This is a genomic window from Mucilaginibacter sp. UR6-11, from assembly GCF_020880695.1.
Classification (GTDB): Bacteria; Bacteroidota; Bacteroidia; order Sphingobacteriales; family Sphingobacteriaceae; genus Mucilaginibacter.
The window spans coordinates 150,482-165,268 of record NZ_JAJIWO010000009.1 but is presented as its reverse complement, the minus strand read 5'-3'; the positions used below and the strand labels follow the sequence as shown (position 1 = coordinate 165,268).

The window sequence follows — 14,787 nt, the reverse complement described above, 5'->3', positions numbered from 1 at the left end:
GTTGACTAATGACCGATGACTATAGTACGTTAAGTAATTGTTCTTTAATTTTTTCCAGCTCTTCTTTCATGCCCACCACTAGTTTCTGGATATTGGCATCGTTTGCTTTTGAACCCAGGGTATTTATTTCACGGCCTATCTCCTGCGAAATAAAGCCCAGTTTTTTACCATTGGCATCTGCATTTTTCAAGGTTTCGATAAAATAATCGCAATGGGTCTTCAGGCGGATCTTTTCTTCGGTAATATCCAGTTTATCAATATAATAAATCAATTCCTGCTCAAACCTGTTTTGATCAACAGCCTCACGGCCAACCGCTTCACTTAAAAACTGGTTAAGGCGCTCACGTATAACGGGCACACGCTTCGGCTCTTCAACCTCTATTAATTTTAAATTCTGGATGATGATGTCTATGCGGTATTTAACATCCTGCTCAAGGGTATTGCCTTCGTCAGTCCTAAATTGCTGAAAAGCGGCCATAGCCTGGTTAAAAGTTTGCTCAACTATCTTCCACTCATCTTCTGATACCGTTTCCTCGTCGTATTTTACAACTTCGGGCAGGCCCAGTGCCAATTGCAGTAAATTTGTTGCAGGCTCATTAAGCTCATCGCTCACAGCTTTTAGCTGCGAGTAATAATTCTTTAAAAGCGCGGTGTCAATACCCGCAGCTTTTACAGCGGCCGAATTGGCTTGCTCTACATTAATAGATAAGTTTACTTTACCACGTTCTATTTGCTTGCTGCAATCATTACGCAACTGAAACTCTTTTTCTGAAAATATTTTGGGCAGGCGCAAAGACAGTTCGAGAAATTTACTGTTCAGGGATTTAATTTCGACTGTGTATTTTGTATTACCCGAGTCAAAACTGGCAATTCCATATCCTGTCATGGATTTTATCATGCGTAAAGATAGCGTTTTTTAGTTATTAGGCTTAAAGATTAGTACCTGAAGATTAAAGATTAGCCCGGCCGGCCTGTATAATCACAGCTAAAATATAAGAAAATCGGCTTTCGGACGTTAGGCAGATAATGGCTGCTCATTCGTATAATCCAAAAATTAACACTTTTTTACATTTCTACTCAGATACAATGTTTAATTTTACATGTTGAATAAATTATCCATATACCTCCGTTTAGGCATAGTAATATTTTTTTGCCTTTGCCTCGCTTGCCCTGCTTCTGCACAACAATTTATTGTAAAGGGGGTGATTTTTAAAAAAAACTCGCCGGTAACAATTTCCTATGCTACCATCAGTAACTTAAATAAAAAGGTACCGGATGCAACAAGTGATGAGTTGGGTAGCTTCCGTATTGAGGCTGCTATGGGGGATACCCTGCTTTTTAAAAAGGCCGATTATACCCCGCAGTTTATTGTGGTTCAAAATTATTCGCCCCAGTCAATATATATGCAGCCGGTAATTCACTTAAATGAGGTAAGCGTTAAAGATATCAGCAAGCGCCAGGAATTAAATAACGCGCTTGATGATTATAAGAAGAAAGGGCAGTATTATACCCTAAACCCAAGTATAATGTCTGTTATAAGTTCACCGCTGTCCGGGCTTTATGAGTTGTTTGGTAAGGGCCCGTCGCAGGCACGTAAGTTTCAAAAATATTCAAAAGAAGAAATGGAGCGCATAGAAATAGCCAGGCGCTATAACAAACCACTGGTAAAACAGATAACCCAAATGCCTGACACTGACCTGGAAGACTTTATGTTGAACTTCACCCCAAATGTTGAAGATATCCGGATTTGGACCGACTATGATATTATAGATTATATTAAAAGATCATATGCTTATTTTGTTAAAAACAAGGGGTCTATGAAACTTCAAAAACTGTATTGATTAAATCCCCAAAGCTTCGCAGGCTTTTTCGGCGGCTAATTTCTCGGCGTTCTTTTTACTAAACTCTTTGCCCAGTCCCATTATCTGCCCGTCAACACTGGCCTGCACGGTAAACAGCTTGGTATTTTCGCCATCGCCATTATCCACTAAATCAAACGAGATATCTTTGCTGTGGCGCTGGCACCACTCTATCAGCTTGCTTTTAAAATTCGTTTCGGTTTGCTCAAGGGTATGGATATCAATGTGCGATTTGATAATATGGTTCACCAAAAAATGTTTGGTAAAATCATAGCCTTTATCCAAATACACCGCGCCAATCAGCGCCTCAAAGGCATCGCCTAATAATGACCCCTGCCGGGTTGGGCCCAGTGCGCGGTTGTCATATTCAATTAGCTGTTCAAAACCCAGTTTACGGGCCAGTTGGTTAAGGTTTACGCGGCTAACGATTTTTGACCGAAGCTCGGTTAAAAAACCTTCATCCTCATACGGATACAATTTAAAAAGCACCTCGGCTACCACGCTGCCTAAAACGGCATCGCCTAAAAACTCAAGGCGCTCATTACTGTTTTTTACGCCTTTTTTTACGCTTTGGGCTACCGATTTATGGCGAAATGCCAACCGGTATAAAGACAAATTGCCCGGCACGAAACCGAGCAAATTCTTTAAAACCTTAACATATTTTCTGTGTGGCGACAGGTATAGTTTATATAACCGACTAACTGGCATCCACAATTAAGCTTCGTACTTTTTAAATATTACAGAAGCATTGTGACCGCCAAAACCAAAGCCATTGCTCTGCACAATGTTTACATCTCTTTTTTGAGCCTTGTTAAACGTAAAGTTTATTTTAGGATCAAAAGTTGGATCATCAGTGAAGTGGTTAATGGTTGGCGGTATTATACCGTGGTTTAAAGCCAGTATAGATGCAATAGCCTCAACAGCGCCTGCTGCACCTAACAGGTGCCCGGTCATTGATTTTGTTGAGCTGATATTTATCCGGTAAATATCATCGCCAAATACATCTTGTATAGCTTTAATTTCCTGCGGATCACCAATTGGAGTAGATGTTCCGTGTACGTTTACATAATCAATATCAGATGCCTGCAGGCCCGCGTCTTCTAAAGCAGAACGCATTACCAGCGCGGCACCAAGGCCGTCAGGATGCGGAGCTGTCATGTGGTACGCATCGGCACTCATGCCGCCGCCCATCATTTCTGCATAAATTTTAGCGCCACGTGCCTTAGCGTGTTCAAGTTCTTCTAATATAATGGTGCCCGCCCCCTCACCTGCAACAAAACCGTCCCGGTCAAGATCAAACGGGCGTGATGCCGTTGCCGGATCGTCATTACGTACAGATAAAGCATGCATGGCATTAAATCCGCCTATACCGGCTTCATTAATAATGGCCTCAGACCCACCGCTTATAAACATATTAGCTTTACCCAAACGGATATAGTTAAAAGAGTCTATCAGCGAGTTGTTTGACGATGCGCATGCAGATACTGTTGAAAAATTTGGACCTCGTAAACCGTATTTAATGGAGATATGCCCGGGAGCAATATCAGCAATCATTTTAGGAATAAAGAACGGATTAAACCGGGGCGTACCGTCGCCCTTGGCGAAGTTAACCACCTCATCTAAAAACGTTTTTAACCCGCCAATGCCTGATCCCCAGATAACGCCTATGCGGCTGGTATCCAGTTTAGAAAAATCCAAACCGGCATCTTTTACCGCTTCTTCGGTCGAATACAGGGCGTATTGCACAAAAGGATCCAGCTTACGCGCATCCTTTCTACCTAAAAAAGCGTCTGCGTCAAAGCCTTTTACTTCGCACGCAAATTTCGTTTTGAACAGTGTTGTATCAAAACTTTTGATCAAAGCTGCGCCACTTACTCCATTGATTAATGAGTTCCAGTATTCTGGAACGCTATTGCCAATTGGAGTAAGTGCCCCAAGCCCGGTTACTACAACTCGTTTAAACCCCATTTAATTAAATTAAGGAGAGCTTATTTAACGTTTTTTTCAAGGTAAGCTACGGCTTGACCTACTGTGCCGATAGTTTCAGCCTGATCGTCAGGGATAGCCACATTAAATTCTTTTTCAAACTCCATGATCAGTTCCACGGTGTCTAAAGAGTCAGCACCAAGGTCGTTGGTGAAGCTAGCCTCAGGTGTAACTTCACTTTCGTCAACACCCAATTTTTCTACGATTATAGCTTTTACTCTTGAAGCGATATCAGACATAGTATTATAGTTTAATGATTAATAATTTCAGTGCAAAGAAAAATAAAATCTATCAAATATCAAATCTAAAACTTTTTACTTTAGACGGTAACAAAATTTTAGCTGTAAAGGTTTCAATTTGTATTTTTACCGGCGCAAATGTAATCATAATTGAATAGGAAATTTTTAAAGTTTGAGATTGATCTGGATTTTGTTCTGATTGCAGTAACAACTTCGCTTAAAGACTATCGTGTTTGTTACCTTATTAATAAATATTTAAATTTTAATTTTATTAAGACAGACGATCTGGCGGTTGATATCCATCCCGGAACAGCGCCTGTATACTTTTCTTTATACACACATAACTGGGAAGCCAGCGAGACAGATTTCTTTTTTATAGGCAATAAAGGCTCTGACGGCTACCTGATCCCTGAAATGAGGAAGGCTGACTATTTTTTAATGATTAAAAATTATATCGACGATAATGACCTTGACAACCTGATTTCGGCCCTAAACCGCATACCAGAAATTGTCGCGGCAGTAAAGATTGATCCTAAAAAAATAAAATCACGCGAAAATCTCTTATTTTAGCGCAAAATTTAAAAGGATTATATCGCATCAGTGATGCGCCACCTAAATAATGGAACCCAATAAACTATGAATATACCTTATAACCGTACTAAAATCGTTGCCACGATGGGCCCGGCCTGTGCCAAGAAAGAAACCTTGTTAGCGATGATTAAAGCCGGCGTAAACGTTTGCCGCCTTAACTTTTCGCACGGAAAGCCCGAAGATCATAAAAAGTTTGTTGATCTGATCAGGGAGATTAATGATCAACATAAAACCAATGTTGCCATACTTGCCGATTTGCAGGGACCAAAAATCAGAATTGGTTTGGTAAAAGACGGAGGCATAAACCTGGTTAACGGTACACATATTGATATTACTACCCATGAGTGCATTGGCGACGATAACAGGATCTATATAACTTATGATACTTTCCCGCAGGATGTACAGGCCAATGAAATTATTTTATTGGATGACGGAAAGATCCAGATGCGTGTTATTGAAACCAATAAAATTGATACTGTAGTCTGCGAGGTCGTACACGGCGGTATATTGACATCACGCAAGGGGGTTAACCTGCCAAATACCAAAGTATCAATACCCAGCTTAACCGAAGAAGATCTGGAAAACCTTCAATACGCCCTTGAGTGGGATATTGACTGGGTGGGCCTTTCATTTGTACGCAACGCTGACGATATTACTGAGCTTAAACAAGTGATTGCACGCAGCGGCAAAGCGGCAAAAGTAATTGCTAAAATTGAAAAACCAGAAGCTATTGACAATATTGACGCTATTATAGCCGCAACTGACGGTGTAATGGTTGCCCGTGGAGACCTTGGCGTTGAAATGCCGTTAGAAGAAGTTCCGTTATTACAAAAAATGATTGCCCGTAAATGCCGCGCGGCATCAAAACCGGTGATTGTGGCAACACAGATGCTGGAATCAATGATCACCACTCCGCGCCCAACACGTGCCGAAGTTAATGACGTTGCAAACTCTGTATTGGACGGCGCCGACGCAGTAATGCTGAGTGGTGAAACGTCAGTGGGCGAATTTCCGCTGATTGTTATTGAAACAATGGCTAAAATAGTACGTAATGTTGAAGAGCTGGGTTATCCTTTTAATACAGAAAGAGGTTCAGTTTCTGACTCTGCTTCGGCAGGTTATTTAAGTGATGCCGTATGCGAATCAGCTGTTTATTTAGCCGATCATACCAATGCCGTAGGCGTGGTATCCATGACTACTTCGGGCTATACCGCTTTCCAGATATCAAGTTACAGACCCAGGGCCCGCACCTTTATATTTACATCAAACAAACATCTGTTAAATGCGCTTAGCCTTATCTGGGGTGTGCGTACATTTTATTATGATAAAGTTGAAAGTACAGATCAAACTATTGCTGATGTAAACAATATGCTTAAAGCAGAGAACCTGGTTTCAGAAGGTGACGTGGTTATTAATACCGCAGCTATACCAATTGTAAATCACGGTAAAACTAATATGCTTAAAGTAACCGTAATAGAATAACCGGTCTTAAAAGATGAAAAAGGGGTTGAAGATCTGCCGATCTTCAACCCCTTTTATTTTTAATAGATCCCGGCATGGCACACCATGTCTGATATCTTTGCGGAACTGCCAAAATAATAGTTCCAATATATCCTTACTATTTCCATAACCTTAAAGCTGATTAAATCTAAGACTGTTTAAGCTAACCAAAGTTTAAATCCTGCCTAATAACTAACAGATAATCGAAGATAATATTTTTAATTAAGTATTTGTATCTTTTTTGTTACGCTAAATTTTGATTTGATGACACTTTGATTATATTCGTGGCATTAACCCCTAATTGATTGAAGATCATCGTGCGGACGTATACGCTAACGGTATACATGGTGCTTGGCAGTACCGGGATATTATTTGCCCAGGATAAACAGGATTCGCCGGAGGTATTGCGCAGGCAAACCGATGCCAAAGAAGTGATCAGTAACTTTTTTAATGGCAAACACGGTTTAGATACTTCTGCCAGCGGTAAAACGCACTCTACATTTTCCACCCTGCCGTCTGCAGGTTATAACCCCAGTACCGGCTTTTCTGTCGGTGTGACATCAACAGGCGGGTATGTTTTCGGTAATCCAAAAACCACCACGTTTTCTGTAGTCAACGCAAATGCTTATGTATCTACCATGGGCCTGGCCTCATTTGAAGCCAAGAATAACATTTTTACCAACAACGATTTATTTAACCTTCAGGGTGGCATACAAGTTGGCAAAACGGTAGCGCTTGATTACGGCGTCGGCACGGGTCGCAAAGTCCAGGGAGACGGATCATTTGCCTTAAATGACCTGCCGTTGGATAACAATCCGGATGTTTTCCCAATAAGGTTTTCATACCTCAAATTTTCCGAGCGGGTATATCGCAAAATATTTGAGCATATATATGCAGGCGCAGGCGTAATTTTTGATAAATACAGTAATATAGATGACGAGCGGCAAACCGGGCCCAACATCAATACGCATAACTTCAGGTACAGCATGATCCATCATTTCCCTACCTCGGGTTATTCTGCCAGCGGTCTGCTTTTTAATATCGAATATAACTCGAGAGATCATATCAACCGCACCTATAAAGGCTTATATGCTGATGTGGTTTTAAGAATGAATGAGCCATGGCTGGGTAGCGAGCACAAAACCGTGCAGGTAAAAACCGAGTTAAGAAAATATTGGAGCCTGTCAAAAGTTAACCCCGAGCATATATTAGCATTTTGGTATTGGGGCTGCTACCTGCTTAATGGCACCTTGCCTTATTTAGAGCTGCCCGGCACCGGCAGTGATGCCGCTAACCGTATTGGCAGGGGATATACCATCGGGCGCTTTAAAGGCACCTCTTTTGTTTATAGTGAGGCAGAATACCGCTTCCCTATATCTAAAAATAAATTATTTAGCGGTGTGGTGTTTACCAATATTGAAACAGCAAGCAACAACCGCAATATAAACCTGACAGAATATATCGAGCCCGGAGCCGGCGTAGGTTTACGCCTGTTGTTTAATAAATACTCACGCTCAAACCTGTGTATTGATTATGGTATGGGTAACTATGGCTCAAAAGGAATATTCCTTGGCCTGAACGAAGTCTTTTAATCCCTGTTAATACCCCTCTTAACGCAAAAAGCGGGTTCAATCGAAATTGACCCGCTTTTATTATATTATTATGTTTCTTAGTGATTTAATCTGCCTTCTAAAGCGTCGGTTGAGGTTATACCTGCCTCGGGTAAGCTACGGTGCGGCCTGGTTAAAAAAGGTGACTGGTCTGCAAAAATACCTTTTATTAATAAACCTAAACCTAAAAGGAAATGCGGCCAAAATACTTGTCCGCAAAAAGCGTAGGTCCATGGCAGCGCCAATAAAAATGATCCCATTAAAACATCAACACAGTTTTGCATTTGCATCGGGAACACTTTCAGGAAACTGAAGCCCAACGGGTTATCACTAAAAATTGACATAATAAGCTGCAACCAGCCCATTATCAGCGGCATTAATAACGCCGCAGCAATAGTTACATGCGAAAACCCAAATAACCATGGTGATGCAATTAACAGTGCCGCTAACGCGTAATTTAAAACTCCGTAAAATGTTTTTGAAATGAATGGTTTCATTATATAATGATTTTATGCTTGTCTATCCGCAAAATTAATAATTTATGCCTAACATCATTTGTTTAATTAAAAAAAAATGATGCCCGTATATCAGCGGCTATTTAGGGTTCTTCTTAACTATCTTTGAAGCTATAAAAGAAAACAACCCCAGCACAACGCCAAACATTGCCCCAAAAAGAGGGCCATAAACCAACATCATTTTACGGGGATGTATACCGGTATACATGGCCGCCATATCCGGATGATGTGCGGCATAGCTATTATAAAAGAAAAAGTGGATTGCGGTTATCCAAACACAGTTAACCAGGCTTACTAAAAAGCCATGTAAAAAATATTTCCCCGGGGCCGCTTTTGCAATTACCCAGGCGCAAAATACAAATATCACCAGCCAAAAAACAGGTTCAATTTTCTCGGGGATGAGGGTTACCGTTGCAAAGGCCATAATAAGCCCGAAAAGAGATAGTTGAAAGATGAGTTTCCAGTTCATAATTGTAATAATTGGTTATATAAATATAGAAATAATTATATAACTAAATGATATGCAACTAAATAGCCGGATCTAGCCGCCATTAATCAACCTAAACCCTGAGTCTTCATTGGGTTTATGTTCAATAAATTTTAATCTGAAAATTACAGGCATTTTGAAAAGCACCCTTACTGCCCGGTGCTTTTTATAACCCGGTGTCCACTTAGGTGATAGTTTCATAACGCGCAAGGCTTCTTCTTCCGTCCCGTAACCGGGACCATTTAGTACTTTGAAATGACTAAGTGAACCATCAATCTCGACAATAAACTGCAAATTTACATCATTCTCAATCTGGCGGTCGCGCATAATTTCCGGATACTTTATATTTTTTGACAAAAATTTAATGTAAGCATCTGTACCGCCCGGAAAGGCTGGTTCTTTATCCACCTTTACAAAAACGGTGTCATTATTTACCGTATCTGTTACCGGCTGATTAATATCAGCCTTATAGCTGACGATTGTGGTTGCCGCCTTACTGCTGTTTGTGTTGGTTAATACCCCTATTATTAATACCACCGGCCAACAATAGGAAATTAGCCAACTACAGCGGCGAATGTTTTTTGTTAACATAGTATAGGTTTTAAACCTTCTGAAAAAAAAACTATCCTTTACCCAGCGAAAAACTGATGGGTACAGTATAAGATACCCTTACCAGTTTGCCACCCTGATATCCCGGTTTCCACGCCGGCGACAAAGAAAGCACACGTACCGCTTCTTTTCCCATGGCTTCGGTTGGGGTACGTATCACTTTTATGTTTGATAAAGTACCGTCTTTCTCAACTACGAAAGTGCAGATAACACGCCCTTCTATTTTGTTCCTGGCATCATCGGCGGGGTAATGTATGTTTTGCCCCAGAAAGGCCCCAAAGGCTTGCAAACCACCCGGGAACTGCGGCTGCATTTCAACCCGCGAAAAAACGGCATCGCGGGTGGTATCGGTGAAAGGCTTGTTAATATTTGCCGCCTGGCCGTTATTTATGGCTGCAAAGCAGAACAGTAACATCAAAATAAACAGCGGAGCAACAGGTTTTTGTTTGATTGATAGATTCATGGTAAGGTTTATAATTTGAGATAAATATAATATTATCATCAAATCAAACCAAATACAAAAAAAGCCCGCAGGATTTAACCGGCGGGCTTTAATTTATTTTTACTGAATTAAGGTTTAGTGGTCTTATCTAAAGCGAAATTAATAGGCACCGTATACATTGTTCTTACCGCTTTTAAATTTAGTATGCCCGGGTTCCATTTAGGTGATAAACTTAATACCCGCACCGCTTCTGCACCCATTGCCTCGCTTGGTGTACGTATCACTTTAAAGTTGGTTAAACTTCCGTCCGTTTCAACTACAAACTGCACTATAACCTTTCCCTCTACGCCATTTTTACGATCTGCAGCCGGGTAGCGGATATTGCTGGAAAGAAATTTAGTAAATCCTTCCATCCAACCGTCCTTGAAAGCTGGCTGTTTATCTACCTTTTGGTACACCTCATTATCTTCAGGCTCGCCTAAGGTAAATTGAATAGGCAGCGTATATGACACCCTAACCGGTGCGCCATTTTGAGTACCGGGGGTCCATTTAGGCGATGTTAGCATTACTCTTACCGCTTCTTTCTTCATGGTCTCGCTGGGGCCGCGTACCGCTCTGACATCACTCAGCGTTCCGTCTGTTTCTACAACAAATGTGCAAATCACTTTTCCGCTAACGCCGTTCTCCCTATCCTCTTTTGGATACCGTACATTGCCGCCTAAAAATTTACCCAGGGCTTCTAATCCACCGGGAAATTGCGGTTGTTTTTCAACTATCGAATAAATTTTTTCGCCACCGGCGGTTTCGTTAACTATTGGTGGCTTTCCATTGCCAGGATTGTTTGGACCGTCCGCAGGCAGTGTAAACCTGATCGGTACCGTATATGAAACCCGTACCGCTTTGCCATCCTGGTAGCCTGGTGTCCATTTAGGCGATAACAACAGTACCCTTTTTGCTTCTTTTCCCATTGCTTCTGTTGGGCTGCGCACAACCTTAATATTTGTCAGGGTACCGTCCTGCTCAATAACAAACGTTACAATAGACATTCCGCTGACTTTATTGGCTTTGTCCTCTGCGGGATAATGCACATTGTTGGCCAAAAATGACCCGAAGGCAGGAAATCCGCCAGGGAACATTGGTTGTTTTTCAACCTTAAAAAATATTTTATCTGTGTCTGCAGCAATAGTTGTAGCGGCACTTTCGTGCTTTACTGCTGTTATGACAGTCGCTTGTTTTACAACCGGTGAGTTTGCTGGTTGCTTAACAAAAGGTACCGCTTGCTTTATAACGGCAGTTGCCGGCATTGCAAATACTTTTTCTGTTTTTTTATTGATGAGTTTAGCCGCTTTGCTGTTGTTAACAGTTGCTGATGAGAATATCAGCATTAAAATAAATAACGGTGCAGATAGCCCGTATTTAGCCAGCGCTATGCGCTGCGATTTGTTTTTTTGTAACATGGTGATCCGTTGTTTAAGTAGGCTGTGATTATAAAATGGTGTAACCAGGGTATGGTTATCTACCTCGAAGGTTTGGCTTAATAACAGCAGGGCATAATCTGCCTTATTGGCGCCTGCCTGTATTACCTGCCTGTCGGCTATAAATTCATGGATATATTTTATAGCAAACCGGTACAGATAAACCACCGGGTTGAACCAATTGATGATCATTACTATTTCAATGATCATCACATCTGCCGAATGCCATTGGCCGGCATGCACCTGCTCATGTTGTGCAATGAGGTTTGATTGCGAGTTGTTCTCGCCCAGACTTATCTTCTTAAAAAAAGAATAGGCCGCAGATGGCGCAGGTTTTTCTATCGCCTTTTTCAACACCAACAATTGCCATGCTAATCTTATTACCAAAAAAACAGTAACAGTGATATATATCACGTTGATTATTTGCCCGAGGGTTATTGAATTATCAGCGGTTGGCCTTACCGTAAAATTGTATATCATGCCCCGCGGGCCATTGTAAATAGTTTGCTGTACCTGTTGCGTAATAAACAGATCCTGTACCCAGTTTGCCTGTATCAGCGGAATAAAAAACGACAGCAATGATGCCGCAACCAGGTAGGCCCGGTTAAGCTGGAAAAATGTTTCCCTGCGCAAAAACAAGGTATAGAAGCCGAAAAATAATACCAGGTAAAAATTTACCAGTAATAAATAATGCCACCAGGTCATAGCTATTTGTTTTTAAGTTTCTCAATCAGTTTCATGATCTCGTCTGCTTCTTTCAAATCAATTTTTTCCTTTTTCACGAAGTAAGAGAACATGTGTTTTACAGAATTATCAAAGTACCCGTGCATTAACTTATCAGTAGCAAAATTTTGGTAATCTTCTTTACTGATGATGGGGTAATATTGATGGCTTTTGCCAAAGGCGTTATAAGCAACAAAACCTTTTGCTTCCAGTATCCTAATAATGGTTGATACCGTATTATAGGCCGGCTTGGGCTCGGGCAGGTGTTCCATTACATCTTTTACAAAGCCCTTTTCTAGCTGCCAAAGTATTTGCATCAGCTGTTCTTCGGCACGTGTCAGTTCCTTAATTTCCATAATGTTACGTCGGTTAAATTGGATTGGTTTATAATCTCAAACGAAGTTATTAGTTATAAATGACATTAACAACTAATTTTTTAGTTTTTATTTAATTAAACTTTTTTTTATCACCTTCGTTGTCCTTCTTTCAACCTCGATTATACAAATGGATATAACTTTTCACGGCGCCGCCCGTAATGTAACCGGTAGTAAGCATTTAATACATTTACAGGATGGCACCAGCATTTTGCTGGATTGCGGCATGTTTCAGGGCCTGGGCGAAAATACCGAAGGACTGAATGGACATTTTGGTTTCAATCCCAGGAAGTTGAACTATATGATCTTATCACATGCACATATTGATCATTGCGGACTTATTCCCCGCCTGGTTGCCGAGGGCTTTGAAGGACCGATATTTTGCACCTCGGCTACGATGGATCTGACGCGGATACTGCTATTGGATTCCGCTAAGATCCAGATGGGTGATATAGAGTACAGTAACAAGCATCGTGCAAAAAAGGGTTTGCCGTTGCTCGAACCGTTGTATACCGACGAACAGGCAATTACATCATTAAGACAATTTAAAATTGTTGAATATCATGAAGAATACGCAATAACGCCCAATGTAAAATTTCACTTTAGCGATGCCGGCCATATAGTAGGTAGTTGCGCCGTGCATTTGGCCATACAGGAAAACGGGAAAGAAACGCGGGTAACTTTTAGCGGCGACGTTGGCCGCTACGGCGACCTGCTTTTAAAGAGCCCGCAACGTTTCCCCCAGGCTGATTATGTTTTATTAGAATCAACCTATGGCGATTCATTGCATAAATCGTTAGAACCTATTGAAGACGCACTGCTGGAAGTAATTAAACAAACCTGCCTGATAAAAAAAGGCAAAGTTATTATACCGGCATTTAGCGTCGGCCGTACACAGGAGCTGTTATACGCTTTAAACGCGTTAGAACTTAAAGGAACTTTGCCTGATGTACCCTATTATGTTGACAGCCCGCTATCAGACAAAGCTACGCAGGTATTAAAAGATCATCCTGAAGTTTATAACCGCGATGTGAAAGAAGTTTTAAAGATAGACGAGGATCCGTTTGCTTTTAAAGGATTAAGGTTTGTTCAGTCCACCGAGGAGTCTATCGCTTTAAATGACGACCCGCAGCCGTGTGTAATTATATCGTCATCGGGCATGGCCGAAGCCGGCCGGGTTAAGCACCATATTAAAAATAATATTAACAACCCTAAAACTACTATCCTGATAGTAGGCTATTGCGAGCCAAGCTCGTTAGGCGGCCATCTGGTAAGAGGCGATCAAGAGGTGTTTATTTTTGGCGATAAATACGAGGTAAAAGCCGATGTGCGGTCTATCAAATCTATGAGCGCACACGGCGATTACGAAGACCTCCTTCATTTTTTAAAATGTCAGGACCCCAAACAGGTTAAAAAGATATTTTTAGTGCACGGCGAGTATGAAGTACAACAGCATTTTGCCAAAACACTAAATGATCATGGTTTTTCAAATGTAGAAATACCTTATCAGCACCAAAAAATTACATTAGAATAGCATGATACAAAAATATCGAAGAATGAAATGACTATAATCACTTCATTCTTCGATATTCAAAATTTATATTGATATTATCTGAGTAGTTATTTCAATAAAACTGCAACGGCGAACGAATCAATAACGATTAATTAACCAGCAGCTTATACCCCTTGCCGTGTACATTAATGATCTCGACCGAAGGATCATCTTTCAAATACTTGCGGATCTTACTTAAAAACACATCCATGCTGCGGCCGTTAAAATAATTGTCATCATGCCAGATATGCAGCAGGGCCTCTTCGCGGGTTAGCACCTCATTTTTTTTGAGGCAAAGCAGGCGGAGTAATTCAGCCTCCTTGGTTGACAGCTTTTGCTGGGTCCCGTTTATGGCTATCATTTGCGTGGTATAATCAAAGTGATAGTTGCCTATTTCAAATCTTGAAGGCTGCATCTCTTCCTTCTTCTCGGCACTGTCGGTACGTTTAAGCAATGCGTTAATACGTAATAACAGCTCTTCTATCCTGAAGGGCTTCGTAATATAATCATCGCCACCCAAGGTAAAAGCTTCGGTTTTATCCTCAATCATTCCCTTGGCCGTGGCAAATATAATTGGTACGTGCGGGTTTATCTTACGGACATCTCTGCCCAAAGTAAAACCATCCTTTTTGGGCATCATTACATCAAGTATCAGCAGATCATAGTTTTGTTTGGTGAAGGCCTGCAGGCCTTCCTCGCCATCGGTACATAAAACAACATCAAATTTCCCTTTTAATTGCAGATAATCCTGAAGCAGCAAACCCAGGTTGGGGTCATCTTCAACCAGTAATAATTTTTTCATAGGATGCAGGTTTATGTGGTGTA

At 41.1% G+C, this 14,787-nt stretch carries 16 protein-coding genes; 5 read left to right on the top strand and 11 right to left on the bottom strand.

Features of this window, described 5'->3' with window-relative positions:
- Positions 1-19: 19 nt before the first annotated feature.
- On the bottom strand, positions 20-898 hold the full coding sequence (locus LJ658_RS18200) for a YicC/YloC family endoribonuclease (RefSeq protein ID WP_230547977.1): 879 nt from the start codon (positions 896-898) through the stop codon (positions 20-22).
- Between the two features lie 202 nt (positions 899-1,100).
- On the opposite strand from LJ658_RS18200, the gene LJ658_RS18195 reads away from it, so the two are divergent.
- Positions 1,101-1,841 carry a hypothetical protein gene (locus LJ658_RS18195; RefSeq protein ID WP_230547976.1) on the top strand — a complete coding sequence of 247 codons (741 nt, stop codon included), beginning with the start codon at positions 1,101-1,103 and terminating at the stop codon, positions 1,839-1,841.
- Here the strand turns inward: LJ658_RS18195 and rnc are convergent, their stop codons facing one another.
- From rnc to LJ658_RS18180, 3 genes are read right to left on the bottom strand one after another with little or no spacing between them, the layout of a single operon-like run.
- The gene (rnc, locus tag LJ658_RS18190; protein WP_230547975.1) at positions 1,842-2,567 is read right to left on the bottom strand and encodes a ribonuclease III; all 726 of its coding nucleotides are present in this window, start codon (positions 2,565-2,567) and stop codon (positions 1,842-1,844) included.
- 6 nt (positions 2,568-2,573) lie between these two features.
- A complete protein-coding gene (gene fabF / locus LJ658_RS18185) occupies positions 2,574-3,827 on the bottom strand; it encodes a beta-ketoacyl-ACP synthase II (RefSeq protein WP_230547974.1) in 1,254 nt (417 codons plus the stop codon).
- Between the two features lie 20 nt (positions 3,828-3,847).
- Complete coding sequence (locus tag LJ658_RS18180; protein ID WP_031266521.1) at positions 3,848-4,084, bottom strand: acyl carrier protein; 237 nt, start codon at positions 4,082-4,084, stop codon at positions 3,848-3,850.
- 150 nt (positions 4,085-4,234) lie between these two features.
- On the opposite strand from LJ658_RS18180, the gene LJ658_RS18175 reads away from it, so the two are divergent.
- From LJ658_RS18175 to LJ658_RS18165, 3 genes are all read left to right on the top strand, one after another.
- Positions 4,235-4,654 (top strand): IPExxxVDY family protein, encoded by a 420-nt coding sequence (locus tag LJ658_RS18175; protein ID WP_230547973.1) that lies wholly within the window; start codon positions 4,235-4,237, stop codon positions 4,652-4,654.
- Between the two features lie 66 nt (positions 4,655-4,720).
- Positions 4,721-6,157, top strand: a complete 1,437-nt coding sequence (gene pyk, locus LJ658_RS18170) for a pyruvate kinase (protein WP_230547972.1) — start codon at positions 4,721-4,723, stop codon at positions 6,155-6,157.
- Positions 6,158-6,480: 323 nt separating this feature from the next.
- Positions 6,481-7,767, top strand: coding sequence for a BamA/TamA family outer membrane protein (locus tag LJ658_RS18165; RefSeq protein WP_230547971.1), 1,287 nt, complete (start codon positions 6,481-6,483; stop codon positions 7,765-7,767).
- A gap of 77 nt (positions 7,768-7,844) precedes the next feature.
- Here the strand turns inward: LJ658_RS18165 and LJ658_RS18160 are convergent, their stop codons facing one another.
- The 6 genes from LJ658_RS18160 to LJ658_RS18135 form a co-directional block, all read right to left on the bottom strand.
- Complete coding sequence (locus LJ658_RS18160; RefSeq protein WP_230547970.1) at positions 7,845-8,282, bottom strand: hypothetical protein; 438 nt, start codon at positions 8,280-8,282, stop codon at positions 7,845-7,847.
- Positions 8,283-8,379: 97 nt separating this feature from the next.
- Positions 8,380-8,769, bottom strand: a complete 390-nt coding sequence (locus LJ658_RS18155) for a hypothetical protein (RefSeq protein WP_230547969.1) — start codon at positions 8,767-8,769, stop codon at positions 8,380-8,382.
- Positions 8,770-8,841: 72 nt separating this feature from the next.
- Positions 8,842-9,324, bottom strand: a complete 483-nt coding sequence (locus LJ658_RS18150; protein ID WP_230547968.1) for a TonB family protein — start codon at positions 9,322-9,324, stop codon at positions 8,842-8,844.
- 85 nt (positions 9,325-9,409) lie between these two features.
- Positions 9,410-9,859, bottom strand: a complete 450-nt coding sequence (locus tag LJ658_RS18145) for an energy transducer TonB (RefSeq protein ID WP_230547967.1) — start codon at positions 9,857-9,859, stop codon at positions 9,410-9,412.
- Between the two features lie 107 nt (positions 9,860-9,966).
- Positions 9,967-12,018, bottom strand: coding sequence for a TonB family protein (locus LJ658_RS18140; RefSeq protein WP_230547966.1), 2,052 nt, complete (start codon positions 12,016-12,018; stop codon positions 9,967-9,969).
- A gap of 2 nt (positions 12,019-12,020) precedes the next feature.
- Complete coding sequence (locus LJ658_RS18135) at positions 12,021-12,392, bottom strand: BlaI/MecI/CopY family transcriptional regulator (RefSeq protein WP_230547965.1); 372 nt, start codon at positions 12,390-12,392, stop codon at positions 12,021-12,023.
- 148 nt (positions 12,393-12,540) lie between these two features.
- Between LJ658_RS18135 and LJ658_RS18130 the strand changes: the two genes are divergently transcribed.
- Entirely contained in the window at positions 12,541-13,944 is a 1,404-nt protein-coding gene (locus LJ658_RS18130; protein WP_230547964.1) for an MBL fold metallo-hydrolase RNA specificity domain-containing protein, read from the top strand.
- A gap of 127 nt (positions 13,945-14,071) precedes the next feature.
- Here the strand turns inward: LJ658_RS18130 and LJ658_RS18125 are convergent, their stop codons facing one another.
- Positions 14,072-14,764, bottom strand: a complete 693-nt coding sequence (locus tag LJ658_RS18125; RefSeq protein WP_230547963.1) for a response regulator transcription factor — start codon at positions 14,762-14,764, stop codon at positions 14,072-14,074.
- Positions 14,765-14,787 lie beyond the last annotated feature (23 nt).